The sequence below is a fragment of the Pseudomonas sp. PARCl1 genome (assembly GCF_947311875.1).
Classification (GTDB): domain Bacteria; phylum Pseudomonadota; class Gammaproteobacteria; order Pseudomonadales; family Pseudomonadaceae; genus Aquipseudomonas; species Aquipseudomonas juntendi.
The window spans coordinates 141,755-167,489 of record NZ_CAMZMX010000006.1; the positions used below are offsets into that span (position 1 = coordinate 141,755).

The 25,735-nt window shown below is 58.9% G+C and carries 19 protein-coding genes and 8 pseudogenes; 7 read left to right on the forward strand and 20 right to left on the reverse strand.

Features of this window, described 5'->3' with window-relative positions; translation table 11 throughout:
- The first annotated feature begins 43 nt into the window (after positions 1-43).
- A complete protein-coding gene (gene prpR, locus QME24_RS05700) occupies positions 44-1,996 on the forward strand; it encodes a propionate catabolism operon regulatory protein PrpR (protein WP_054905283.1) in 1,953 nt (650 codons plus the stop codon).
- A 535-nt stretch (positions 1,997-2,531) separates the two neighbouring features.
- On the opposite strand, the pseudogene QME24_RS05705 reads toward prpR, so the two are convergent.
- The 3 genes and pseudogenes from QME24_RS05705 to QME24_RS05715 form a co-directional block, all read right to left on the reverse strand.
- A pseudogene (locus QME24_RS05705) lies at positions 2,532-3,967 on the reverse strand (IS1182 family transposase).
- Positions 3,968-4,525: 558 nt separating this feature from the next.
- A complete protein-coding gene (locus QME24_RS05710; protein WP_182336685.1) occupies positions 4,526-5,626 on the reverse strand; it encodes a polyamine ABC transporter substrate-binding protein in 1,101 nt (366 codons plus the stop codon).
- Positions 5,627-5,736: 110 nt separating this feature from the next.
- Positions 5,737-6,552, reverse strand: coding sequence for a carbon-nitrogen hydrolase family protein (locus tag QME24_RS05715; RefSeq protein ID WP_182336683.1), 816 nt, complete (start codon positions 6,550-6,552; stop codon positions 5,737-5,739).
- Positions 6,553-6,681: 129 nt separating this feature from the next.
- Here QME24_RS05715 and QME24_RS05720 point away from each other — a divergent pair, with 129 nt between their 5' ends.
- Positions 6,682-7,476: a helix-turn-helix transcriptional regulator gene (locus QME24_RS05720; protein WP_192441787.1), complete on the forward strand. Its 795-nt coding sequence runs from the start codon at positions 6,682-6,684 to the stop codon at positions 7,474-7,476.
- A gap of 368 nt (positions 7,477-7,844) precedes the next feature.
- Here the strand turns inward: QME24_RS05720 and QME24_RS05725 are convergent, their stop codons facing one another.
- Entirely contained in the window at positions 7,845-8,687 is an 843-nt protein-coding gene (locus QME24_RS05725) for a LysR family transcriptional regulator (RefSeq protein ID WP_232892208.1), read from the reverse strand.
- A 102-nt stretch (positions 8,688-8,789) separates the two neighbouring features.
- Between QME24_RS05725 and QME24_RS05730 the strand changes: the two genes are divergently transcribed.
- On the forward strand, positions 8,790-9,179 hold the full coding sequence (locus QME24_RS05730; RefSeq protein ID WP_232892209.1) for a 4-oxalocrotonate tautomerase: 390 nt from the start codon (positions 8,790-8,792) through the stop codon (positions 9,177-9,179).
- 37 nt (positions 9,180-9,216) lie between these two features.
- Here QME24_RS05730 and QME24_RS05735 read toward each other — a convergent pair.
- The 3 genes and pseudogenes from QME24_RS05735 to QME24_RS05745 all read right to left on the reverse strand — a co-directional run.
- Positions 9,217-9,315: pseudogene (locus QME24_RS05735) on the reverse strand (transposase domain-containing protein); the annotation flags it as partial.
- A gap of 146 nt (positions 9,316-9,461) precedes the next feature.
- Positions 9,462-10,394: a CDF family Co(II)/Ni(II) efflux transporter DmeF gene (gene dmeF, locus QME24_RS05740; RefSeq protein ID WP_232892210.1), complete on the reverse strand. Its 933-nt coding sequence runs from the start codon at positions 10,392-10,394 to the stop codon at positions 9,462-9,464.
- A 20-nt stretch (positions 10,395-10,414) separates the two neighbouring features.
- The gene (locus tag QME24_RS05745) at positions 10,415-10,690 is read right to left on the reverse strand and encodes a metal/formaldehyde-sensitive transcriptional repressor (RefSeq protein ID WP_144188380.1); all 276 of its coding nucleotides are present in this window, start codon (positions 10,688-10,690) and stop codon (positions 10,415-10,417) included.
- A 230-nt stretch (positions 10,691-10,920) separates the two neighbouring features.
- Here QME24_RS05745 and QME24_RS05750 point away from each other — a divergent pair.
- Positions 10,921-11,601: pseudogene (locus QME24_RS05750) on the forward strand (transketolase C-terminal domain-containing protein); the annotation flags it as partial.
- A gap of 409 nt (positions 11,602-12,010) precedes the next feature.
- Here the strand turns inward: QME24_RS05750 and QME24_RS05755 are convergent.
- Positions 12,011-12,340, reverse strand: a pseudogene (locus QME24_RS05755) (methyl-accepting chemotaxis protein); the annotation flags it as partial.
- A 75-nt stretch (positions 12,341-12,415) separates the two neighbouring features.
- A pseudogene (locus QME24_RS24740) lies at positions 12,416-12,783 on the reverse strand (universal stress protein); the annotation flags it as partial.
- A gap of 6 nt (positions 12,784-12,789) precedes the next feature.
- On the opposite strand from QME24_RS24740, the gene QME24_RS05765 reads away from it, so the two are divergent.
- Positions 12,790-13,500 carry a LysR substrate-binding domain-containing protein gene (locus tag QME24_RS05765; protein WP_232892212.1) on the forward strand — a complete coding sequence of 237 codons (711 nt, stop codon included), beginning with the start codon at positions 12,790-12,792 and terminating at the stop codon, positions 13,498-13,500.
- On the opposite strand, the gene QME24_RS05770 is transcribed toward QME24_RS05765, so the two are convergent.
- From QME24_RS05770 to QME24_RS05790, 5 genes are all read right to left on the reverse strand, one after another.
- Positions 13,497-14,477 (reverse strand): TerC family protein, encoded by a 981-nt coding sequence (locus tag QME24_RS05770; protein WP_054906090.1) that lies wholly within the window; start codon positions 14,475-14,477, stop codon positions 13,497-13,499. The genes QME24_RS05765 and QME24_RS05770 overlap by 4 nt on opposite strands.
- 151 nt (positions 14,478-14,628) lie before the next feature.
- On the reverse strand, positions 14,629-15,087 hold the full coding sequence (locus QME24_RS05775) for a DUF3429 domain-containing protein (protein WP_054906091.1): 459 nt from the start codon (positions 15,085-15,087) through the stop codon (positions 14,629-14,631).
- A gap of 34 nt (positions 15,088-15,121) precedes the next feature.
- Positions 15,122-15,682 carry a GTP cyclohydrolase I FolE gene (folE, locus tag QME24_RS05780; RefSeq protein WP_054906092.1) on the reverse strand — a complete coding sequence of 187 codons (561 nt, stop codon included), beginning with the start codon at positions 15,680-15,682 and terminating at the stop codon, positions 15,122-15,124.
- Complete coding sequence (locus QME24_RS05785) at positions 15,667-16,080, reverse strand: DUF393 domain-containing protein (RefSeq protein WP_192441785.1); 414 nt, start codon at positions 16,078-16,080, stop codon at positions 15,667-15,669. The genes folE and QME24_RS05785 overlap by 16 nt, the downstream gene beginning before the upstream one ends.
- 96 nt (positions 16,081-16,176) lie before the next feature.
- The gene (locus QME24_RS05790) at positions 16,177-16,890 is read right to left on the reverse strand and encodes a DUF72 domain-containing protein (protein ID WP_192441783.1); all 714 of its coding nucleotides are present in this window, start codon (positions 16,888-16,890) and stop codon (positions 16,177-16,179) included.
- 209 nt (positions 16,891-17,099) lie between these two features.
- Between QME24_RS05790 and QME24_RS05795 the strand changes: the two genes are divergently transcribed.
- Complete coding sequence (locus tag QME24_RS05795; RefSeq protein WP_192440017.1) at positions 17,100-18,224, forward strand: mechanosensitive ion channel family protein; 1,125 nt, start codon at positions 17,100-17,102, stop codon at positions 18,222-18,224.
- 128 nt (positions 18,225-18,352) lie between these two features.
- A complete protein-coding gene (locus QME24_RS05800) occupies positions 18,353-20,707 on the forward strand; it encodes an FdhF/YdeP family oxidoreductase (RefSeq protein WP_054906096.1) in 2,355 nt (784 codons plus the stop codon).
- A gap of 123 nt (positions 20,708-20,830) precedes the next feature.
- Here the strand turns inward: QME24_RS05800 and QME24_RS05805 are convergent, their stop codons facing one another.
- The 6 genes and pseudogenes from QME24_RS05805 to QME24_RS05830 form a co-directional block, all read right to left on the reverse strand.
- Positions 20,831-21,322, reverse strand: a complete 492-nt coding sequence (locus tag QME24_RS05805; RefSeq protein ID WP_054906097.1) for a DUF1543 domain-containing protein — start codon at positions 21,320-21,322, stop codon at positions 20,831-20,833.
- 119 nt (positions 21,323-21,441) lie between these two features.
- On the reverse strand, positions 21,442-21,786 hold the full coding sequence (locus QME24_RS05810) for a hypothetical protein (RefSeq protein WP_054906098.1): 345 nt from the start codon (positions 21,784-21,786) through the stop codon (positions 21,442-21,444).
- Positions 21,783-22,481 (reverse strand): annotated as a pseudogene (locus QME24_RS05815) (GTP-binding protein); the annotation flags it as partial. The gene QME24_RS05810 and the pseudogene QME24_RS05815, both read right to left, overlap by 4 nt.
- Positions 22,482-22,507: 26 nt before the next feature.
- Positions 22,508-22,834 (reverse strand): annotated as a pseudogene (locus tag QME24_RS05820) (SDR family oxidoreductase); the annotation flags it as partial.
- A 21-nt stretch (positions 22,835-22,855) separates the two neighbouring features.
- A pseudogene (locus tag QME24_RS05825) lies at positions 22,856-23,210 on the reverse strand (MFS transporter); the annotation flags it as partial.
- Positions 23,211-23,287: 77 nt separating this feature from the next.
- Positions 23,288-25,711, reverse strand: a complete 2,424-nt coding sequence (locus QME24_RS05830; protein WP_054906101.1) for a TonB-dependent receptor — start codon at positions 25,709-25,711, stop codon at positions 23,288-23,290.
- Positions 25,712-25,735: the final 24 nt, after the last annotated feature.

Genomic DNA, 25,735 nt, shown 5'->3' on the forward strand with positions numbered 1-25,735 from the left:
TTCATTCAGTATCGAAACATTTCAACCATGAACAGGTCTGCCCATGGACGCTCTCGCCTCCCAGGTCGTCGTTCTGATCAGCCACTTGCAGCGCCCCCAGCAACTCAGCCGGCTCGCCCACGTGGTGGGCGGGCTCACGGCGGATTACCCCGACACCCACATCGAAGTCCTCGACACCTCGGTGGCCGAGGCACTGCAGACCGCCCGCGAACTGGAACAGGCTGGCAAGGTGGATGTGTTCGTCTGCGCCGGCGCCACCGCCGCCTACCTGCGTAAACACCTCGCGCGCCCGGTGCTGGCGATGCGAGTTGGCAGCGGCGACCTGCTGCGGGCGCTGGGGCAGGCCCGCGAGCGCTCCTCCCAGGTGGCCGTGCTCAGCTACAACCACATCAACCACGACTTGCACGCCATGGCCGCGCTTTTCACCGTCCAGGTCCACCAGGCCGCCTACAACTCTCTGGAAGAGGCTCGCCAGGCCGTCGAACAGGCGGTCCGGCTGGGCTGTCGCAGCATCATCGGCTCGTCGACGGTGGTGGAACTGGCAGAGCAGGCAGGGCTGCATGGCGTTTTATCGCTGAGCGAGGACACCGCGCGCAAGGCGCTGGAAGAAGCCCTGGGCATTCTCGACAGCCAGCGCGTCGAGATCGCCAAGCGGCGGCATCTGAATGCCGTGCTGCAACATATTCCCGCCGGCGTGGCGGCGGTCGACAACCAGGGCGTGGTGCAATCGCTCAACCCGGCCCTTGCCCAACTACTTGAGTTGCCGGCCAGCGCCGCACTGGGCCGGCCGTTGCAACAGCTGTGCCCGGAACTGGACCTGCAGCAAGCGCTGCAGGAAGGCGTCGGCGAGGAAAACCGAGTGATCCGGCTGGGTTCGCACGCCGTGGTCAGCAACCTGTTGCCCATCCTGGAAAATGGCGAGCGCACCGGCCTGGTGCTCACCTGCCAGGACATCACCGCCGTGCAGCGCGCAGACCAACGCATCCGCTCCACCCGCCGCCCCGGCGTCTTCAACGCGCGCTACCGGCTCGAACAGCTCGACGGCAACAGCAAAGCCAACCGCGACATGCTGCAACTGGCCAAGCGCTTCGCCGCCAGCCATTCGACCATCTTGATCACCGGCGAAAGCGGCACTGGCAAGGAGCTGCTGGCCCAAGGCATCCACAACGAAAGCCCGCGCCGGCAAGGCCCCTTCGTCGCCATCAACTGCGCGGCGTTTCCCGAGTCGCTGCTGGAAAGTGAATTGTTCGGCTACGAGGAAGGCGCCTTCAGCGGCTCGCGCAAAGGTGGCAAGCCAGGCCTGTTCGAAGCGGCGCACCGCGGCACGCTGTTTCTCGACGAGATCGGCGACATGCCGGTGTCGCTGCAAACACGCCTGCTGCGCGTGCTGCAAGAGCGCGAAGTCCTGCGCCTGGGCAGCACCGAACCGATTGCCATCGACGTGCGCATCATTGCCGCCACCCACCAGGACCTGCGCAGCGCCATGGACGACGGCGATTTCCGTACCGACCTGTATTACCGGCTCAACATCCTGCGTCTGCAGACCACCCCGCTGCGAGAGCGCCCTGAGGACATTGCCCTGATCTGCCGGGGCATCAGCCAGCGCCTGCTCGTTCAGGGGCAACCACCGGGAGCTGCAGACATCCCCGCCGCGCTGCTGCCGTACCTTGAACGCTATGCCTGGCCGGGCAATGTCCGGGAACTGGAGAATGTGATCGAGCGCGCGATGCTCTCCGCACGCGAACTGCTTGAGGAACACCGCGTGAACGAGCAGTACCTGGCACGCGTGCTACCTGAACTGTGCGAAGGCCCTCCCCCTTCACCCGCCCGGAAAAAGTCGTCAGGCGAAACGGACCTGCACACCATCGGCAAGATCGCGCAATTGCGCCATGTAAAGGAAACGTTGGAAAGCTGCCACGGCAACCTCGACGAAGCCGCCCGCCGTCTCGGCATCAGCCGCACAACCTTGTGGCGGCGCTTGCGATCTGCCAATTGAATGAAAGCCCCAATCCCATGTTCAATCCATGACGTCTGGTTGGACAGTCTCAAGGCCCGGTACCGTCTAATCATCCGCCAACTGACTGACTCGACGTACATCGCCGAGTTGCTAGCGATTTTGTTGTGGGGGGCGCTCAACCTGTTTAGTTACCTGGAGATACTCATTCTGCGAGCGCTTGCCCTCTATCAGATCCGACGACTATGCGCGGTGTACTGTATCGTCCGGCATTCTTGCTCAGTCGCCTCAGGACCATGCTGATGCAGTCGGAGCAGTCGGAGTAGGACAGTACGGCGCCCGGAGGTGCGTTTTCGCGATGTGCATGTTCAGCCGGTCTGGACGCGACTGACCGCTTTCGACCCAGGCTGTGTGAAAACGCAAGTAAGTACGTCGAGTAGCGAAAGAAGCTGGGTCAGCCTGTAAATTCAGCAGATGTAAGTGCAGGTCTAACTCAGTCGGGCGCCAGGCGCTGCCTGTGCTATCTGGGCCGCGGCAGCGGCCCAGATAGCCATACGGACGCATAAAACGCTTGGACTCATGTCCTGATCGCTTCAATCAGCCCAGCGATGCCAAATATGCTCATCATTCGTTTGAGATTGTAAGCAAGCACGTGAAGGCTCATCTCGGTGCTTACCCTCGGCAGGGTTTTGGTCAGGAAGTGGGTGCTTCCCATCCAGTATTTGAGCGTTCCGAAGGGATGCTCCACCGTCTGCCGGCGAACCTTCATCTTTCCGGGGTCATGCTCCAATCGGAGCTGCACCGCTTCGACTACCGTTTCATGCTCCCAGCGCTTCAACCGGCGTTCCTTACCCGTCGTACACTGCTTCTGCATGGAGCAACTTTGGCAGCCAGAGAACCAGTAGGAGTGCAGCAACATGCCGTCTTCCACCGAAGAATGCCTGCGGGTCAGTAGTTGATCCGCAGGGCATCGGTATTCATCCGATGCAGCGATGTAGCTGAAGTCCTGCTTGCCGAATCGGCCTTCCGCTTTGCTGCTTGATGTCAGCGGCTTCGGAACAAAAGTGGTGATCCCGGCCTGCTCGCAAGCAAGGATCTCCGGACCTTTGTAATAGCCCCGATCGGCGACCACTGTCAGCGACTCAGCGCCGATCTCTTCGCGTGCCTGGTTCGCCATATTGCTCAGCTGCGTTCGGTCATTGCCAACATTAGTGACTTCATGAGCAATGATCGATGGTGTTTGTCATCGACTGCTGTTTGTACGTTGTAGCCAACCGTGCCAGTACCTCGGCCACTCGTGGCCATTGAGCGTGCATCAGGATCGGTAAGGGATATTTGCTGATCCGGGCTGGCGTGAAACTGCGCTTCAATGTCCTTGAGCTTCGTCATTTGCTGTTTCAGCTTTTCTATTTTTTCGCTCAGCCGTTCAGTCTTGGCCTCGGCGACCTCGGGCGCTGCCCGATCCGCCGAATCCATCGCCGCAAGATAGCGGTCAATGCTCTGCTCGATCTGCTGCATGCGCGCCTTGATCTTGCCCTGGGTGAAGTTGCGGTCGCGGTTGTTTACGGCTTTGAATTTGCTGCCGTCGATGGCGATGATCGATTGGGAGAAGAGATTGAGGTTGCGGCAAAGCACTACGAATTGTCGGCAGACGCTGCGAATGGCTTTGCCGTTGTCTCGGCGAAAGTCGGCAATCGTTTTGAAGTCAGGAGCCAACCGGCCCGTTAACCACATCAGCTCGACATTGCGCTCTGCCTCGCGCTCAAGCCGGCGGCTGGACTGAATCCGGTTGAGGTAGCCATAGATGTAGATTTTCAGCAGGACTGCTGGATGGTAGGCCGGACGACCCGTTGCAGCCGGATCGACGCCCTCGAACCCGAGTACTCCGAGGTCGAGTTCATCGACGAAAACGTCAACCACCCGAACAGGGTTTTCTTCGGTGATGTAATCATCCAGGCACTCCGGCAGCAGCGTGACTTGCGTCCGGGCCTCACCCTCAATGAACCGCTTCATGATCGTCCCCGCCACGATCTCGACGATCAGAAGGTTAGACAATCGCAGGTGTTTTCACACAGCCTGGAACCATAGCGGACGTTCACCCATTAACAACTTGCCCAGCATAAGCTGTGGACTGAACATCGAATGCCCGTGGTGTCACCACGACCGAAGGTCGGGCGCAGGCTGACGGAAACCTCGTGTCAGCAAGTGAGATAGATCACGTCGAGGGCACGGCCCACGAGTTCATCCAGGGTGGTAGCTGTGTATAGCGCAGCATTGTGGTAGAGGTCGGCGCTGCTGAGCTGAAAGTGCAAGTGGGTGTCTTGCAGGCCGGGCACCATCAGCCGACCTGCGCGTTGATTCGGCGGGTCTCGATGCCCGCCATGCGTTCGATATCGACATTAGCACCCACAGCGACCATGCGCCCCTAATGCACGGCGATGGCCTGGGCCCTCGGCAGGTTCGGGTCGATGGTGTGGATGTCAGCGTGGGTAATGATCAAGTCTGCTGAGATAGTCATGCGTACTCCGGTCAAGCGGATTTTTATAATGCGGACGATCTGCGGCGCGACAATCAAGTGCCACTCTTCACCTTGCTCCAGATCCGGGTACGCACACGCTCCAGTTTGAGCGGCAGTGTTTCGAGCGCGTACAGCGTTGCCATTACCTCCTTCGAGGGGTAAAACGCCGGATTGTCGCGCAGCTGCGGATTGATGAGGGCCGTGGCGTCCTTGTTGCCATTGGGATAACCGACATAATCGGAGCTTTTGGCAATCACTTGCGGGCGCAGCATGTAGTTGATGAAGTCATAGCCCTGCTGGGGGTGAGGTGCATCCTTGAGCAACACCATGTTTTCAAACCAGACCGGCGCGCCTTCTTCCGGGATGCTGTAGACCAGTTTGACGCCATTGTTGGCATGGTCTGCCGTAACCTTGGCGCTGTAGACCGAGCCGCCCCAGCCGACCACGGCACAGATGTCACCATTGGCCAGGTCGGTGGTGAACTTCGAGGAATCGAAGTAGCGGATATACGGGCGGATCTTGAGCAGCAACGCTTCAGCCTTGCGATAGTCTTCGGGGTTCTTGCTATTGGGTGGCAGCCCTAGGTAGTTCAGCGCAATAGGCACGATCTCCACGGGTGCATCCAGCATCGCGACGCCGCATTTACTGAGCTTCGCGATGTTTTCCTCTTTGAATATTAGGTCCCAGGAATTCACCGGCGCGTTCTTGCCCAGCAGTTGCTCGACTTTGGCTTGGTCATAGCCGATCCCAGTAGTGCCCCACATGTAAGGTACGGCATAGCGGTTTTCCGGGTCGTTGCCTTGCTGCTTTTCCAGGATTTCCGGGGCTAGGTGAGACCAGTTGTTCAGCCGTTCACGATCCAGCTCCTGTATCACTCCGGCCTTGGCCAAACTGGGCAACAGGTCGTCGGGTACCATCACCACGTCATAACCGGTGCGCCCGGTCATCAGCTTGCTTTGCATCACTTCGGCATTGTCGAAGGCGTCCCAGATCAGCGAGATACCCGTATCTGCTTCGAATTCCTTGGGTGTTTCCGGTGCCAGGAAGTCCGACCAGTTATACAGGTGCACACGGGCAGGCTCCGCGTATGCGGGGTTCAAGCTGGTACCGAGCAGCGCGATGAGGCCGAACTTCAGTAAACGGTGAAGCGTCATGGAAGACTCCTGGCGGAGTGCCGGCTTGCGACCGTGCAGTCCGCAGACTGTCGCTGGAATATTGTTATCGCTGGCGCGAGCCCGGTGGTCGTGGGCACGTGAAGCCTTGCTCAGGGAATCAGCAGTTCACGGCGGCCATCGGCGTGTTCGATGCGTTCACCGGGCAACTGGAAGCGCTGGTCCGCCTGGTAGTGGTAGAGCGCACGAGCATCGGCCAGTTGGGTCATGTCCAACTCGATGACATGTCGGCACTCCTGGCGCCCACTTTCCAACAACATCTGCCCGGACGGGTCGATTACCGCACTGCCACCGGCGAAAACGGTATTGTCCTCACCGTCCCCAACCCGGTTCACGACCACGGCGAACACCTGGTTTTCCTGCGCACGGGCGGTGACCGAGGTTCGATGCACGTGACCATAGGGTTCCATGTTGCCATCGGTGACCAGGATCAACTCGGCGCCCAGTGCCGCTACAGCCCGGGCGGTTTCCGGGAACTCGGTGTCGTAGCAGATCAGCAGGCCGATACGCACGCCGCGCCACTCCACGGTTCCATAACGGTCGCCGGGCAGCACCAGCCGGGGTTCGGAAACCCAGAGGTGGGTCTTGCGATAACTGAGCTGAACCCCTTCAGGGGTGATGAACAACGTCGTGTTGTAATAATGCCCACCGTCGTTCTCGATCAGCCCCACTACCACCGCCACCTGGCGCTCACGAGCGGCCTGCTGGACGGCCAGGATAATGGGGCTGTCCAGGGCCAAGGCCTGTTCGGCAATGTTCTGGTGGTTCAGGAAACCGGTGATCTGCGCTTCGGGAAAAACAATGATATCGACACCTGGAGCGCAATGGATGATGGCGTCCAGCGTACGTCGCAGATTGTAGGCGGTGTCGCCATCGCGCCCCGCCAGCTGTACAAGTTCGAGCTTCATATTCGGACCTTGGTATCGGGCTAAGTCCCGGTCAGGAAATAAGTGACTTTTGCAAAAGGTCGATGCAATTATGCGTTTTTTCAGCCCGTTTCCTATCACGTCGAGTGGTTAACCCCGGGGGGTAGATACATGACACCAACGCTCCAGGACATGGCCTGGCATCGCGCTGCCGGCCACGTGATCGAACACCTGGACAAGGCGGATTTCTGGCGAACCCTAAGCCGTTTGATAAGCGAATATGTGCCGATTGATAACTGGGCGGTGCTGCTGTTCAGCGACGGTTGCCCGTTTGCGTTCGCTGAAAGCCCGTATGAAGGGGAAGGCCCCGACCCGCTGTTCCACGACTACATCAAGGGCATGTATCTACTCGACCCTTTCTACATCGCCAACCGCGAACAACCGGCAACCGGGCTGTTCCGCCTGGCGGACGTGGCGCCGGAGCGCTTCAAGGACACCGAGTATCACGAGCGTTACTTCAACCATAATGTGAAGCAGGATGAGTTGCACTACAACGTGCGATTGGATGAAGTGCGCAGCCTGTGCCTGTCACTGGGAAGCCGGCACCTGTTCACGCCCGAGCAGGTTTCGCTGTTGGAGATGATTCGCCCGTGGGTAGTGGGCCTGATGCGCCAGCGTATGTTTTTCGAGGCAGCGATGCCTGAAAGCGCACCTCGCCAGGCGCCGCGCTGGCAATCCAACCTTGAAGAGGCGATGGTGCGCCTTGGTACGCCTTTGACCGCCAGGGAGCTGGATGTGATCCGCCTGATCCTCAGCGGCTGCTCGAACAAGGAAGTGGCCGGCAAGCTGAGTATCTCGGCAGAGACCGTCAAGGTCCACCGCCGGCATGTCTACGCGAAGCTGAATATAAAATCGCCGCAAGAACTGTTTTCGCTTTTCCACAATGCCCAGGTGGAAAGCGTTTGAGTGTGAGCTAGCACTCCAAAGGTGCAGCGGGTGAACCTAGGCCGTGTCAAACAATCATCCGATGCCGGGCGATCGTTCCCATTCGTGAGCGGCTGCAATGGGTCGATAACGGCCCTTCACGATCATGGATATCGTCATGCCGACCTCTTCGTTATATTAGGCCTGATAAGCCACAGGTCATCCGAACCTATTGCAGCGTTGAGCGATGTGAAATTGACCGAGCCGGTATAGATGCCCTCCTCCAGCCGCTGGTGCTAACAGGAGTTGGCCGACAGCACCCGCGCCGCGGTTGAGGCATTCATCGCGGCAGGCGCTACGGCCAAGACCGTGCGTAGCTACCAGAGCGCCCGATTGTCTTATCTCCAACCCTATGCAAGATAACCCAGCAACAATTGCCGCACATTTTCCACTAGCACAGACTCCCCCTTACGCGGAGGAAGTAGCAGGAACCTGGCTTGCGCCAATTCAGGTAGGCCAGCCCTGTAGGGCTCGACACCAAGCGGTATGGCACTCGCGTTTAGGCACGCAATGCCAAGCCCTGCCTTCAATGCCGATTGCAACCCCGCCACCCCTGAGGTCGAGTAAACGATCTCATATCCGACATGGTCGCGTTCCAACACTTGGCAACTGTATTCTGACAACCCGCATCCGCTGATTGCGAGCAGTGGTAGCGGCTGCCCAGGTTCAGGAACCCAGCCAGAAGCGGCTACCCATTGCAGTGGTTCCCGCCTCACCTCAAAGGTGCTGGATGTGAACACGCGCTCGTTGAAACGCATTGCCAAGCCAATGTCCAGGTAGTCACTTGCATGGTCAATTTCCAGACTCTTTTTCATCACCACATGAAGTCGAAGCCGTGGATGCCATTCACGTAACTTTTTCAGCAGTCCGGCAATGTCGTCAGGGCGGAAGTAATCGGTTATCGCCAAGCGTATCTCACCTTCGAATTGTTCGTCTCGAACATCAGACAGCGCCCGCTCCCCCAGGGTGAGGATCTGCTTGGCGTGGCGCAAAAGTCGTTCACCCGCAGGGGTGGGGTGAACACCTTGCTTGCTTCTAATGAGCAACTCGACTCCGATAGCATCTTCCAGCTTCCGCAGTTGTTCACTGATGGCGGAGGTTGAGCGAAACAGAGCCGGAGCGGCAGCAGAGATACTGCCTGCGTTACAGACTGCTAAGTAGACGTAGAGCTGGGTGAGATCGAAGTGGTACATGCAAGTTCCGGATAAACAGGAAGATGAACACTGATTTTCCTGCTTTTTAGGATGATGTTCAAAGGCTAAGTTACTAGTACATCACTGACGAGGATTACTGAAATGCCTGGTATCACCCTAACCCTACCTGGTGCGCCTGATGCTGCCTTAGCGTCCCGACTCAGCCACGAGTTGACTGAACTGACTGCACGCGTTCTGGACAAGCAGCCATCACAAACGATGGTGATCGTTGGGTTCGTTGATCCTAGTTTGTGGTTTATCGACAGTAAATCGCTTGAGAGCTTGGGGCGAAATAGCTTTCGCCTGGAGATCACGATTACCGACGAGACGACCACAGTGGCGCAAAAACGGCGCTATCAGCGTGAGTCGTATGATTTGCTCTCAGAGCGCATTGGGAATGTGCACCCTCATTCGAACGTCCACATCATAGACGTGCGTGCTACGGCCTATGGCTATGGCGGCGTGCCGCAAGCGGAGAAACTATGGGGATGAAAAAAGATAATCCTCCGCCCAGCTTACCTTGCGTAAGCTAGGCCGGCACCCACTGATGCGGCAGCAATCGCCCGATCTCACTCGCCCGCTGTGATGGCAGGCGCGTGAGAACACCCTTCAGATACGCATACGGATTACGGCGTTACCAAACACCTATTTGATAGCTCGCAACGTTGCTGAAAGTGGTATGCGGACGGTTGCGAATGGCCGCTATGGGTCAATAGCAGCTATTCAGGGCAAGCCATATAACCTGTGGATCCAGCCACTTCAACAGGAATTAAATCAGATCGGCCGGTATTCAACCGTCAGATGGTTGATTTCGTGAACCGGTTTTAGCCGTTCGCGAATGGTGTCAGCGTTCGCAGTTGCATCCCCAAGGACGCTTACGATAGCTGCATGGGCTTGTGGTCCAACTCGCCAGACATGCAAGTCCGTGATAGTGACATCCCCCTGTCTCTCAACCAGCTCGCGGATCTCCAAGGCGACGTGTTCATCTGTCTTATCCAGCAGTACTGCTGCGGAGGCCCCCATCAAGGTCCATGCCCAGCGCGCAATAACAATGGCGCCGACAATCCCCATGACCGGGTCCAGCCACACCCATCCGAGATACTGGCCGGCAAGCAATGCAGCAATAGCCAGAACGGAAGTCAGCGCGTCGGCAATGACGTGGACGTAGGCCGATTTCAGGTTGTTGTCGTTACCGTGGTGGGCGTGGGCATGGCTGTGATCGTGATCGTGATCGTGATCGTGCCCATGACTATGCCCGTTACCTAGCAGCAGGGCACTGACAATGTTGACGATCAAACCGGCAATCGCGATGAGCGTCGCGGGGCCGAACTGAACTTCTGTTGGCTGCGTGAGGCGCATGACAGACTCAACGCCCATTCCCACTGAGACCATTCCGAGAATCAGCGCCGAGGCGAATCCGCCCAAATCTCCAACCTTACCGGTACCGAAACTGTAGCGCTGGCTGGATGCGTGGCGTTTTGCGTATACATAAGCTGCCGCTGTGATGCCCAATGCGCCGGCATGAGTTGCCATGTGAAAGCCATCAGCCAGTAACGCCATCGAGCCCGTGATATAGCCAGCAGTGATCTCACCAACCATCATCACAACGGTCAGCGCCACAACCCAGAGCGTACGTTTGGCATTTTCGTCATGTGCCGAGCCAAGGAACACATGATCGTGAGCGTAATTTATGTTCGTGCTAGACATTAGCCTGATCCTGGATGCGTTCACTTGGAGTAACGGCGAATCGCTTCAAGAAGCTCCTGAACGCCTTTGTTACGCTCTTCTTCGCTGAGAGCAGGATTCGCGACATGCTCCCGCGCGTGGTCTTCGATGATTTCATCCATCAAGCCATTGATAGCTCCACGAGTAGCGGCGACAAGGTGCAGTGTTTTCGCGCAATCGAGGTCCGACTCCAATGCCCGCTCAACGGCTTGGATTTGTCCGGCGATACGTTTCACACGTTTGAGCAGATCGTCTTTGTTCGCTGCAATGTGACTCATGGGATACCCCCCCTACCTATACGCCCTGTATGATAGGTATACCCCCTATACGTATGCAAGGGTTAGCGGTTGGAAGGCTTATCTACACGTCCTTGGGGGTGTAGTGACTTCATTTTCGAGGGTAAATCGAGGGGTTTGAAGAGCCCTTCTCGCCGATGACTACCCCCTTGCGACAGTCATTCGCGACTGGCTACTACCGACACAAAGCTGCCCCCCACCAAAAGCGGATGGCTTATGACTTCATCTGCATGGCGATCGCCGAAGAAAACCTCAACGTGAAAATCGTCTGCGGGTTGCCAGACCTTACCACCGGTTATGGGCCAAGCCACCAAGCGACCGACGACCTGGCGATCTTCCGCGCCATGCCAAACCTGATGATTGTCGATCCCTGCGATGCCCTGGAAATCGAACAAGCGGTGCCCGCGATTGCGGAAAACCAAGGACCGGTGTACATGCAGCCTGCTGCGTGGCAACGTGCCGCTGCTGCTGGACGAGTACGGCTATATGTTCGAGATAGGCAAGGCCAAGACGCTACGTACTGGCAGAGACGTGCTGATTATCTCAACCGGTTTGATGACCATGCGCTCGCTGGAAGCGGCAGCACAGTTGCAAAAGGACGGCGTTGACGTGGCCGTGCTGCACGTACCTACGATCAAGCCCTTGGATGAACACACCATTCTCAGCGAGGCCCGGAATCCGGGCGTTTGGTGGTAACCGCCGAGAACCACTCGATTATCGGCGGTCTTGGCGAAGCGGTCGCAGGTTTGCTGCTGCGCAACGGAGTGACACCCACCTTCCGTCAAATTGCCCTGCCGGATGCTTTCCTGGATGCCGGCGCATTGCCAACGTTGCATGATCGATACGGTATCTCTACAGAGGCGGTTTGCGCTCAGGTTAAAAGCTGGATGTGACGACGCAAAGGAGGCTCAGCCCTAATGCCTGTCCGTTAAGCCTTACTGGGGCGGCTTTGCAGCCCTTCGCGGGCACGCCCGCTCCCACATGTTTGGTGCTGAACTCAAGAACTGCGCGATCTCCTGTGGGAGCGGGCGTGCCCGCGAAGGGTCGCAAAGCGGCCCCAAATTACTTAACGGAATGGCATTAGGCTCAGCCCTCCCGTATTGATCCCTTCAGAACATGGCTGTGCCCCCAACGAACGAGGCGCTGGCAGCGCACGATCACCCTGGCTGCGGCTTTATTCCATAGCTACCGTTCAACGTGTAATGGATTTGCAGCTATTCAGATAGTTACAAGCCATGAGCGCACCGATTACGGCGTGCATGGAGGCCACTCCTCTCATGCGATCCATTTCAAAAGGTGAGGCTATTTCACTTCATTAGCGAGGCGCCCAACAGCCTCCACGACTTGCTTTGCCCCCTGTTGGATCTCGAGGATAACAGTACCCGCCTGATTGGCCAGTACCAGGCCTTCCTCGGCTTTCGCCCGACTGCTGAACATCTCGGCGACGGCTTTAGTAGCGAGCGCCCGGTTTTGCTGAACAACGTGCATAATCTCTTCGGTCGCTAAGCTCGTATGGCCTGCGAGTTTTCGGACTTCATCAGCAACTACAGCGAAGCCCCGCCCCTGTTCTCCGGCACGTGCTGCTTCAATCGCCGCTTTCAAGGCAAGAAGGTTGGTCTGCATAAGTACCCGTGAGTTGTCGTGGGTCAGCAGGAATTTGCTACCGGTCACGGTCCCCGTGCCGCCAAGAAAGGTGAGCTGCATGGTTCAAGGCTCCCACTGCTCGGCGACATCGGGGTGCACCGCGAGCACGCTGCAGGGTGGGTGGCTGACAATCTGCTCGGTGGTATCGCCCAACAGCTTGTCCAGCCCCCTTTGGGCTGCACGACCCCCATCACCAGCGCATCGATACCCAGCGCAACCACCTGTTCACGGATGACCTGCACCGGGCCGCCTTCCATGAAATGCCTGCAGTCCGGCGCAACGCCCTCAGCGTCGGCCAAGGCCTCGAAGGGTTCCTGCTGCGCTCCACGCATCTCTTGCAGCCAAGCTTGGGTAACATTGGTGTCCGCGGCAAACACGCCGGCCAGGTTGTAGGCCGACAACAGGTGCAACGACGCGTCGCACTGCAGCGCCCACACATGATCGGCGTCACCCTGTTCGTCCGTGAGTCAACGGAACTGGTGGTCGCCGTTCTCCCTTCGTTCGGTTTCAGCTGGTTGTTGCCCCGCTTGCCACGTTTCCAGCAATTACAGCCGAATATCAGCGTCCGGCTGCAGCCCAGTCTCGCGCTATCTAACCTGGCGCGGGAATCTGTCGACGTCGGGATCCGCATGGGCAAGGGCGACTGGGAGGGGGTGGAGCAGTACTTGCTCTTTCATGACGAGACGCTGGTGGTTGCCGCCCCGCACTTCAACGGTGGGGTGCATCCTCAGACCCCTGAAGAGATCATCGGCAGCAACATAATTTTCAACATGGAATCTTGGCAACCTTGGTGTCAAGCCGCTGGGCTGGATAGGGAAGTGCCGCGCATCGGCCTGTGCAGCAACGACTCCAACTTGGTACTCCAAGCCGTACGTTTGGGCCAGGGGATCGCCCTGGAGCGCCGCAGCCTTGTGCACGACGCCATTCAACGAGGGGAGTTGGTGCAACTCTCCCCCGTAATCGCGCCCTATCCCTACCCCTATTGGCTGGTATTGCCCAACCGTGAGCGTTCGGAAACAAAGCAGCAAGTTTTCTCGAGTTGGCTGAAACACGAGGTCGCTGAATATCTGAACGAACAGGATCATGGCAGCAAGCAGCGTCGACCAGCCCACCTCACCCGCCCTGCCGAGCGCGATGCAAGCCTTTAAACCTTGACCGGCGTTCTGGTTTTCCAGAGTGACAGCAACACGCCGCCAATAAGTAGGCCAATTGTAACGCTTAAAGAAATTTCGGCAGGCACCTTGCCAACAATGTCGTGCAGGAATATTTTCGCGCCTATGAAAACCAGTACCAGCGCCAAGGCGTATTTGAGATAGGCGAAGCGGCTTATCATCGCAGCCAATGCAAAATACAGTGCGCGCAAACCGAGTATCGCGAAAATGTTCGACGTATAGACAATGAAGGGGTCCTGCGTGATGGCAAAGATCGCTGGCACACTGTCAACAGCGAACACCAAGTCGGCGCACTCAATCAGAATCAACGCGAGAAATAGCGGCGTCACCCATAATACCCGCCTGCCGGAGGCATCAGGGATACGAACCAGGAAGTGCTGACCGTGCAACTCGTCAGTCACACGTAGATGACTGCGTAGGTACTTGACGAAGCGATTGTTTTCCAGATCGGGCTCATGATCCACGCGAGCGAACAGCATTTTCACACCCGTGAATACCAGGAAGGCGCCGAAGATGTAAAGAATCCAACTGAACTGCGTAATCAGCGCGGCGCCCAGGCCTATCATGATGGCCCTCAATACAATGACCCCCATGATCCCCCAGAACAGCACTCTGTGCTGGAATTCTCTGGGAATGGCAAGAAAACTGAAAATGAGGGCAATAACGAACACGTTGTCCATGGACAACGACTTCTCGATCAGAAAGCCAGTCACATAGTCCATGCTTGCGTCGCTGCCTTTCTGGAAATAGACCCAGACAGCAAATAGCAGGCCCATGCTGATGTAGCCAGCCGACAGGAGCAGGCTTTCCTTGACACCGATTTCTCGATTCCCACGATGGAGAACCCCTAGGTCAAGCGCCAGCAGCGTCAACACGACAGCGAAGAATGAAAGCCACAGCCAGAGATCAGTGCCAAGCACGTCTTGGGAGAGATACGCATTAAGGGCAGACATGAGCCCCTCCTATATAGTCGTAGTTTAACAACTATGACTCCGACATGGCGGCTACTTACCGTCAGAGGGGCCCGGCGTCACACCATCAGAATTTATCCAGCGCAAAAATGTTGCAAGGGCGAAAATTTTGCTATTTGTTTCTTCTGTGACTTCAGTTTCCGAACGCTACGACAATGGCACTCAATACCAGACACAAGCTCGCCACAACCGTCAAACGTACCCGCATAGGCATATACCAGCCTGGCATGAAGTTGGCCAGTTTACGGTCTTGCCAAAGGTGCACGGTAAATCCTGAAGCCAGTACCCAACAGCCCCATGACACCGGTAACAACATGGCAACCCAGCCGATCAGGGCTGGCATGACACTCCACACAAGCCGCTGTTGTCGCTCAATAGCAGGCAAGGCCGGCAACGTCATCGCGAACCCCCAATGCAGGGCCCCGACAAAACTCAGTATCACGGCCCCATAGCCAACCAACGCTTCAGCCAGGTTATCTCGATACTCACCGCCAAAACAAACCAGCAGTGCCAGACCCAGAAATGGAAGCAAGCCACCGTAGCCCAGGAGCGTAAAGCGGCTCGGAGATAACGTATCGAACACTGAACCCATGGGTGCGCCCTCCTCCACGGCTCAAAACCAAATTTCAGCTGTGTCGGCCAATCAGCGTGAGGAATTCATGCCGCGTGGTCGGGGAGTCTCTGAACTCGCCTAGCATGACCGAGGAAATCATCACCGAGTTCTGCTTTTCTACACCACGCATCATCATGCACATGTGCTTGGCTTCGATAACCACCCCAACCCCTGCCGCATCGGTCACTTCCTGCATGGCACAGGCAATCTGCCTGGTCAGGTTTTCCTGAATCTGCAAACGGCGGGCAAACATGTCCACCAAGCGCGCTACTTTGGAAAGCCCTAGTACTCGCCCTGTTGGCAGGTACGCGACATGTGCCTTCCCAATAAACGGCAACATGTGGTGCTCGCATAACGAGTACAGTTCAATGTCGCGAACGATAACCATCTCGTCGTTCTGACTTTCGAACAGCGCCCCGTTGACGATTTCACTCAAGCTCTGGGTATAGCCATTGCATAGGTATTGCATCGCTTTGGCAGCACGCTGAGGCGTATCCAGAAGCCCTTCGCGCTGCGGGTTTTCACCCACGCCAACAAGGATTTCACGGTAGTGCTCGGCTAGCGAATGTGACATTTGGAGGCCTCACCTTTGCAACGTTGCCCGCCATCGGGATGGGGTAACCAGGCCAGACTTGGCCTCAAGCGACAGAACAATTTGTAAAGAACCGAAAGCACTGGACGCAACGGGCGCCACGCCAAGGGTGCTGCCCAAAGACCCAAACCAGCAGCACGCCAGGCCCACAGGGTCGCGTCCAAGCCGGTGACCCACTGCCCATTCGCGAACCTTGCGTGCAAACAGGACCGTAGTTCCTCAATCGTCAGGCCCAGCGGTATGGGATCGAACTCATCGCTGTCGATATCGACCAGAATGAGCTTTGCTGCCGTGCAACGCCTGCGCAGAAATGCGACCTCCCTGGCACACAATGGGCAGGCCCCGTCAAAATAAAGCGTCAGATGCCACTCGCAATACATGTACAAGACCTCATTCATGTACAGGTTTTTGTACAAGTTAGCTGAAGCCAAAAAATACGCAATAGGCAAGATGATTTGCGACGACCGCAGAATGCCCTAACTCAGACACCCTTCGAGCGCCAGCGCATTTCCCAGCGCAGCACCCGAAGCCGTGTTGTCGAAGACGCACCATGTTGCCGCACCGGCAGCGTGGCTGCGCCGCAGCCGTTCAGCCAGCTGTAGCAGGTATTGTTGGGAATACTCGCTGCGGTAGATCCGCGGTTCGCCGTGCAGGCGCCAGTAGACCAAGCCTGGCCAGCCCGCGGGTTGTGCGTCGGTGCCAAAACGCGAAGGGCTCGCCGCCACTTGAGCGATATGCAAGTCGACCAGCATCGACTGCGCCGCTTGCCAACTGGCGTGCCTGGGTTCGACTGCCACCGGCCCGGCATGGCGCTGGCGCAAGCGTTCAAAGAAACGCCGGTCGCGGCCATCATCATGGGCCAGCGATGGCGGTAATTGTACGAGCAGGCAGCCAAGGCGGTCACCCAGGTGTTGGCATTGCCCAAGAAACGCATCAAGCGCTGCTTCAAAGCATTCCAGTTGCAACTCGTGGGTGATGTGCTTGGGTAGCTTCACCGCAAATCGGAAATCCGCCGGTACAGCGCAAGCCCACCGGGCATAGGTCGCCGGCAGGTGCGGCCGGTAGAACGAGCTGTTGATCTCGACGGCACCCAGCCGCGCGGCATAGCGCTGCAGGTGGCTACCCGGCTGCAAGAACGCCGCGGCGTACTGGCGCGGCAAGCTCCAGCCCGCGCATCCCACGTGGATCATCATGGCACTCCATGGCTCGCCGTTGCTGTAATGGAGTCGCCAGGTGCACTTGTTGTTCCATCGCCGCTACCCTCGGCGCGCTGGGGCCCATACCTATCACTGAGCATGCCGCCGTGCGGTTTTTGAAATCCGATCGACCTATGGCGCCGTCAGGGCATCCCATGAAAAGACCGTCATATCAATCCAGTCACCCAGGAGACCCACTGCTCATGAATGACCGCCTGATAGCCCTGTTCACCGAGACTACCTTGTTCGGAATTTCCATACTCAATTGGCTGCTGGCCCTGGTGGTGGCCATCGCGACCTTCCTGGTCGCCCGCGCAGCCATCAGCTTCCTGCTGCACCGCATCCGGCGCTGGGCCGAACACGACGGCGTGCTCAGCCATGTGCTGGCCAAGGTGATGGCCGGCACCAGCAACTTCCTGCTACTGCTCGCGTCCTTGCTGGTAGGCCTGAGCATGCTCGACCTGCCCGAACGCTGGCTGACGCGGGTCAGCAGCCTGTGGTTCGTGGTCGCCGCCCTGCAAATCGGGCTGTGGGCCAACCGCGCCATCGGCCTGGGGCTGGATCGCTACTTCGCCGGTCAACGCACCGACGGTCTTACCCAGGCCAGCGCACTGGCCACCCTGTCGGCGTGGGGGGCGCGGGTGCTGCTGTGGTCGGTGGTGGTACTGGCGATGCTGTCCAACCTGGGCGTCAACATCACCGCGTTCGTCGCCAGCCTTGGCGTCGGCGGCATCGCCGTGGCGCTGGCCGTGCAGAATATCCTCGGCGACCTGTTCGCCTCCCTGTCAATCGCCGTGGACAAACCCTTCGAGGTAGGCGACTTCATCGTCATTGGCCCGTTGGCGGGCACCGTTGAACATGTGGGCTTGAAAACCACACGCATCCGCAGCCTGGGTGGCGAGCAGATCGTCATGGCCAACGCCAGCATGATCAGCAGCACGATCCAGAACTACAAACGCCTGCAGGAACGCCGCATTGTGTTCGAGTTTGGCCTGTCCTACGACTCGCCCACGGAGGCCGTGAAAAAAGCCCCTGGCATCGTTGAGGAGGCTATCAAGGCGCAATCGCAGGTGCGCTTCGACCGTGCTCATTTGCGTGGTTTTGGCAAGGAAGCGTTGGAGTTCGAGTGCGTATACATCGTCCAGGACCCGGGCTACAACCTGTACATGGACATCCAGCAGGCGATTAACTTCCACCTGCTTGAGCGCTTTTCCAAAGTGGGCGCCAAATTCGCGGTACCGGTGCGGGCGATCAAGGTCACCGCATTGCCGCAACAAGCCAACTTGTCGGTGCCAGGGCGCGAGGGCCTGAGCATCAAGGGCGCGTGAGCGCCCCTCCCCATCCGCCCCCCCGTTGCGAGCGCAGGGTTCCCAGCAGCCCCTCGAATCGCTTCGAACTTAGAGGCTCCTCAGTACTCGTAGCGTTTAGACACACTAAATGGCAAGGCGAGGTCGACATGAAGATGATCCACGGCACATCACATTTTCGGCCCTATACCTCTGCAGCGGGCGGCTGGGGGTCGGCCCACTCCGTGCTGAATGTCCTTTGGCGCGAGCAGGCACTGATCAAAGGCACAACCGCCCTGCTCAAGCTGAACAAGCCCAAGGGTTTCGCCTGCGTGAGCTGTGCCTGGGCCAAGCCAGGCGACCCTCATGCCCTGGAATTTTGCGAGAATGGTGCCAAGGCCACGGCATGGGAATTGACGTCACGACGCACCTCGCCCGATTTTTTCAGGGCCCACTCCTTGACCGAGTTGCGCGGCTGGTCGGACTTTGACCTGGAGCAGCATGGCCGGTTAACCCACCCAATGCGTTACGACAAGCACACTGATCGCTACCAGGTCGTGACCTGGGAGCAAGCCTATGAAGCCATCGGCGCGCAGTTGCGCGCGCTCAGCCCCGACGAAGTCGTTTTTTATGCATCAGGGCGCGCATCGCTGGAAACATCGTTCATCTACCAGTTGTTCGCTCGTGCCTATGGCACGAACAATCTTCCCGACAGTTCCAACATGTGCCACGAAAGTACCTCGGTTGGCCTGCAGGAAAGCATCGGGGTCCCGGTTGGCACGGTCTCACTGGCCGATTTCGAGCATACCGACTGCATTCTATTCTTCGGGCAAAACGTAGGCAGCAACAGCCCGCGCATGCTTCACCCGCTTCAGGAGGTGCGCAAGCGCAACGTCCCGATCATCACCTTCAACCCGATCCGGGAACGTGGTCTGGAGCGTTTTGTAAACCCCCAGTCCCCCACTGAAATGCTCGGTCCGCAATCCACAGTCATCAGCACTCAATACCACCAAGTGGCCATCGGCGGTGACACCGCTGCCGTCATGGGGGTGGCCAAGGCGCTTCTGGAAATGGAGGAAAGGTCCAAAAGCAATGGCGAGCCGCCGGTGCTCGATCACGATTTTCTCGCACAACATACGGACGGCCTGGGCCATTTCATGGAGCGGGTGCGGCAATACACATGGGCTGAACTGGAGCGACGGTCCGGCCTGAGCCGAAGCGCGATGGAGGCCACGGCCACCGTTTACGCGCGCAGCGAGAAAGTGATGATCGTCTATGGCATGGGCATGACCCAGCATCGGCACGGGGTGGCCAACGTGCAGATGCTGGTGAATCTGCTATTGCTGCGCGGGAATATCGGTAAACCAGGGGCTGGTATCTGCCCGGTCAGAGGGCACTCGAACGTACAGGGCCAACGCACGGTAGGCATCACCGAGGACCCTGCGAAAGTACCCGGGGAGAAGATCGAGTCGCTGTTCGGCTTCAAGATTCCGGAGCACAAGGGCCTGGCGACGGTCGACACCTGCGAGGGCGTTCTCAATGGCAGTGTGAAGGGGTTCATCGGGCTTGGCGGTAACTTTCTGCGGGCCGTGCCCGATACCAGCCGGGTGGAACCCGCCTGGGCCCAGCTCAGCCTCAGTGTACAGATCGCAACCAAGCTCAATCGCACCCACCTGGTCCCTGGTGAAAGCACCTGGCTGCTGCCCTGCCTGGGCAGGATCGAGATCGACCGGCAGCTTGGCGTCGAACAAACCTACACCACTGAAGACAGCACCGGCTGCATCCGCGCCTGGCGCGGCCACGCCGAACCCGCAGGAGAGCAGCTACGCTCGGAGTTGGCGATCATCGCAGAGTTGGCCCTGGCGACGCTGGGCGACACGGTCGCCATTCCCTGGGCACACTGGAAGCACGACTATGCCCTGGTTCGTGAAGCCATCAGCAAGGTTTATCCAAGTATTTTCCATGACTTCGAGACGCGGATGTGGGAGCCCGGCGGGTTCCATCGCCCGCTGGGCGTGTCACAGCGGCAATGGGCCACGCCTTCAGGGAAGGCGCAGTTCATTACCCCAGGCACGCTGGATGAAGACGACGACGTGCTGACGGGCGAAGCCGGCCGTGATGTCCTGCAACTGATGACGTTGCGCAGCAATGACCAGTTCAACACCACCGTGTACGGTTACGACGATCGCTTCAGGGGCGTAAAGGGCACGCGCAAAGTGGTGTTCCTCAACCGCAACGATATCGTCCGCCTGGGCTTCGTGCCGGGGGGCTGGGTTCGCTTGCGTACAGCTGTGGAACCGACAGTTCGCCGCGAGGCAGGCCCTTTTCAGATTATCGCCTATGACATACCGGTGGGCTGCGCCGCCGCTTACTACCCCGAGGCCAATGCGCTCGTGCCCTTGTGGCACTATGCCAAGCGAAGCAAAGTGCCCGCCGCGAAATCGGTGCCTGTCGTGCTCCTGCATGCTCGGCCCGATGCTGCAGATCTGGCACACGCCGTACCCGCAACAGATCAGGTCGTGTAGCACGCTTGAAACCTGCCCCCAGTAGCGAGGGGGCTGGCTGAAACGATGGTCATCCGTGACCCGCTGCTGCTTACAACGAGCTTGACCATGCCTCTACCAGCAAGCTGACTGCCGCGACCGTTATCAAAGGACAATGTATTGATTCCGTCGGCGTAACCCGGCATGCGGCCCCTCGACAAGGTGCACGAAACGCCCGCCCACCTGGTCAATGGGCAGGCAGTCGTCGACATCCAGCACTGCATCATTGTGAGCTTGCGACCAATGCGCCATGGCCTGTTTCTTGCCCTTCGCCATGGCCTCTCGTTTGTCCTTCGCGACCACCAGCAGATACTCGTGCGCCTCGCCAAAAGCCTGGGCGTCGTACCCGCCCAGGTTGATGAAATAGAGCCGCAGGGATTCAGCAGAAGGCGCCAGCGGGCTGAGCTCGATGCGCCAGTCGTCTACCCCATCGACCGCCATCCAGGCATCGATGTGCACGCCTTTGGGGCTGCCAAACCAACCGTCCCGTAGTTGCGGGTATGCCTGCTCCAGCGTATCCGCGGCCGCAAACACAATGTCGTGAACCTCAATCTTTGCCTGGGGGTGTTTGCCCCCAAGCAGCACCACGAAAAGCATCTAGTCGTCCACCTTGGTAAAAGTTCACCGAGCGCCGGCAGGCGCCAGGCTCCATATCAGATCGGTTCGGCGCTGAACGCTGGCAACGTTCGCGGCCCTAGCCGCACGGTGAAAGGCCTTCACGGCTGCGCCACCAGCCGGTTGTACCAGGCAGCATAAGGGGTGTTGGTAGCCTTGTAGCGGTTGTAATCAGGGCTACCGTCATCCCACCACACCGGCCCACGCTCGCCTAATGCAACCTTGGCATCATTGACCGCTGCCCTGGCCCGCTTCAAAGCGGCTGCATCGTCGCAGGCTTTTGCCTGCTTCACGGCCCGCCGCGCCTCCATCAACGCGCCCACCAGGTGCTGGCGCGCTTCGTCTGCAAGCGCAGGGTTGCTGCAGCGCCAGAGCTGGCCGTTGACGACGAAATAGCGCCCGTCCGGCGTGCGTGGGTATTTGGCGCCGGTCTGCGACCGGCTCATCTACCCGCCCGCAAAAAATCAGCCCACTTGCGCACCAGGTAATTATGCTCATCCATCACCGAGTTCCAGACCCTGATACGGCCCACACGCTCGGCGTAGGCGCCCCCTTCGCGTAGCTGCCCAGGCTCGATCAGCGGTTCGCCATCACTGCCCAGCAACTGCTCGCGGGCTGGCTTGCCCTCGTACCAGTAATCCCACTCAGCCGCCGACAGGTGATCGCGCGCGCGCAGTGGATTGGAAATGTAGGACCCTTGCCGGGCCATCATCGGGCCTGGCCAACCTGCCAACCACCAGTTCAGGTAGGCATAGGCCGCATCTTTCACCCCACCCTCAACGGCACGGGACAACGACAGGCCACCTAACCAGCCACGATAACTCTCCCTGGGCACGGCCTGGCGGTACTGAATGCCTTCGCGGTGCAGCTGCATCAAGGCAGGCGACCAGACACTGTCGATGTGCACCAGGCGCGAGCGCCGCGCCTGCCCTGGCCACTGGCGAAGATGCACAGGCGGATGCAGGCAGTGCTGTACGCCGTGAATGACGATAGGTTGTTCAGCATCGATCACATTCAAGATCCCTTCGACCCGCAGAATTCGGTCTCCGTGGCATCTTAGCAGCATCGACAACCAAACCCCGAAGGCGAGCCAGTCCAGCGGTATGTCGTACTCCAGTGCACACACCTGGGCGCCGCCGTGGTGCGGCTGCCCACACATGGCTCACCTCAAGGCATTACATCGCCGGAATTGGGGTTAAGGGTTTGCCCGACGAACAGGTTGCCGCCAGGCTCGCTCGCCAACAGCACGGCGATCCGTGCCACTTCTTCAGCCTTGCCGAAGCGGCCCAACGGCAGCTCCTTGGCCTTGGCAACCTTCCACGCCTGGCTGATCCCCTTCACCAGCGGGGTTTCAAAACGGATGCCCCTGGGGGCAAATTCCACCGCCAGGGAGCGGCACAGCCCGGGCACCCCAGCCTTGGCCGCTGCGTAATGCGCGTGGTCCTGCCAGCCATACACGCCACCGGCAATCGACGAAATGGCCACCAGTGCGCCGCCTTCCCCGGCAACTCCTGGTTATTTGACTGAAAGAGGTTCGACATGCCGGGCGGCAAGCATGATCAAGCCCGACAGGAAGCAAGGCAGCGCGCCGAACCCGAGCGCCGCGCTGTGCCATTCACCGCCAGTGGACAACACGCTGGTAATCCCCAGCCCGGCGACGATGGCGCCGATCGGCCCCATGGCATGCACAATGGCGCCGGCCAATTCGGTCACCCAGCCAACCGTGAACCAGGTAGCCGATGAAGCCCACCAGGTTGGACAACACCAGGATCCACAAGGAGTTCTCGAACGACAGCTTGTGAACACTCACGATCACCGACGTGCCCAGCACGCTGAACACCTGGATAGCCGACCAGTTCAGCAGGATCGCCAGGCTCAAGAACCTGACGCGCCGGGCTATCTGCAAAGGCTGGCCTGAGGCGTCGGCGGGCCTGCACCCTCCCCGCGTTAAAAAGCGTACCGGGTGCTGAACATGACATTGCGTGGCTCACCGTAGTAGCCGGTGAAGAAGGTCGGGTCCAGGGCGCTGAAATACTGCTTGTCGAACACGTTGTTGACGTTGACAGAAGCGCTCAGCTGCCGGGTGATGTCATAACGCGCCATCACGTTGAACACGGCATACTGTTCCTGCGTCGCCTTGCCCTGGCTCGTCGTCAGGCTCATGCCACTTTGCCAGTTCAGGCCCCCGCCGATGGTCAATGGGTTCAGGTCCCCTTGAAGACGGTAGGTCGTCCAGAGCTTTATCAAGTTAGCCGGTGCTTCGGTTCTGATGCGCTCATGGTCGGCATCCTTGGTAACGCTATGGCTGTAGCTTGCGCTGACATTCCAGTCCGGGAGCACTTCGCCAAAGATTTCCATGTCGATACCGCGCGTTTTCGCGCCGGCCACCGCGCGGTAGGCCGACTCGCGCACCGTGCCTTCCACGGTTTCGCCCGTGGGAACCCCCAGGTTGTCCTGTTTTATTCCATAAAGGGCAATGGCCGTGTTGACGCGGCCGTCGAAGAACTCGCTTTTCAGGCCAACTTCGTAGTTGTCCCCTTCCCTCGGCTCCAGGTTCCTGCCGTTTTGCTCTCGTAGGGCTTGGGGCTTGTAGATCGTCGTGTAGCTGGCGTACACCGAATGAATGTCATTGAGGTCATACACCACCCCGGCATAAGGCGTTATGAAGCCGCTTTCACGGCTTTCGGCAGTGCTGGACGAACGCGTGTAAGGCGGGTTGTAGATGGCTTTCTTCTTGTAGCTGTAGTCACCGACACGGGCACCGACAATCAGCGACAGATCGTCCGCCGGCTTGAAGCGTGCCACCATGTACGCCGCATCCTGGCGAATCGTGGTGTCGTCATTCATCAGTTTACCGACCGAAGTCGGCCGCTCGGTGTCGTTGTCCCAGGTATGGATATTGGCCGGGCGCATCTCCAGGTCGTCATCGTCCGGGTCGCTGTAGTCGTTAAACTGCGAAGCACTCAGGCCCAATACCAGTTCATGCTCGCGGCCCAGGAACTGGAACGGCCCCTGGGCCATGGCGTCCAGACCCAATTGCCGCTGGGAGCCATAGCCATCTCCCCCGTAAAGGTAGGCGCCCTCACCTGTTTCACGGTCAGGTGCCCCACCACTGAGCGAAGCCAGCGAATAGTCCCGGGTGCTGTACATGTTGTTCACGGCCAGCTTCAGTTTCCAGTCGTTGGCCAGGCCGTGCTCAAGGGTCGCGAAGGTATTGAGCGTGTTCTGCTGGCGATAGCTCCAGCGTGCCCCGGCGTTGATGGAGCGTGGGAAGTCAGTCTGCCCGCCGTCGCTGTAGAACAACGGGAAGCTGGCGAAGGATACGCCACGCGGGTCATTCTTCTGGTAGTCGAAACCGACTGTCAGCAGCGTACTGTCGGTGAGGTCAGCTTCCAGAATGCTGTAATACGTTTGTTTCTCCTGCTGGTAGTGGTCAATGAAGCTGTTGCCCTGCTGGTAAGCCATGACGGCGCGGCCGCGCAAGCGCGCATCGGTGGTCAGTGGGCCAGACACATCCACCTCGGTGCGATACGTGTCCCACGAGCCTGCGCCGGCACTGACCGAGCCCTGGAACCCGGCGGTTGGCCGCTTGCGGACCAGGTTGACACTGCCAGAGGGGTCGCCGGCACCGGTCATCAAACCGGTGGCGCCCCTGACGACTTCGACCCGGTCATAGACCGAGGTATCGATCAGGCTCTGCGGGCTTGCGCTGGTTTGCACGATCAAGGTGGTCGGGATGCCATCGAACTGGTAACTGTCCAGGGCATACCCACGCGAATAGATGTTCACGCGTTCACTGTCGATGTTCTGCACGGAAAGGCCTGGCGTCTGTTTCAGCACATCGCTCAGTGTGGTGAGTTGCTGGTCTTCCATGCGCTGGCGTGTCATCACGCTGACCGTTTGCGGGGTTTCGCGCAATGACAAGGCAAGCTTAGTGGCGGCGTTGGTGGCACCCGTGGTGTAGGCGCCGGTCCCTTCCGTGATGGCGCCCAGGCCTGCTGCATCGATGGTGGTAGCGCCCAGCTGCAGGGCCCCGCCGGCTTCCATGCTGGCGAGTACGAACCGTTTTTCGCCAGCCTGCACAATGCGCAACCCGCTGCCCTGAAGCACGTGGACGAAACCTTGCTCCACCTCGTAGCTACCGTGCAGCCCTGGCGAGCTCAAGCCCGCTGTTTGTTCCGAGCTGAAGGTGATCATTACGCCGCTGGCGGCAGCGAGCTGACTCAAGGTGGCGGCCAACGTGCCTGCGGGGATGTCATAGTCGATCGGCTTGGCCCAGGCAGGCGTTACCGCCAGTACGGCGCCAGCAAAGCACAGAGCCCGTGCTGTGGGTTGGCCGCAAAGGCCAGAAAAGAGGGGGCGTACTTGCATGAAAAGTTTCCTGTCAGCGTTGGC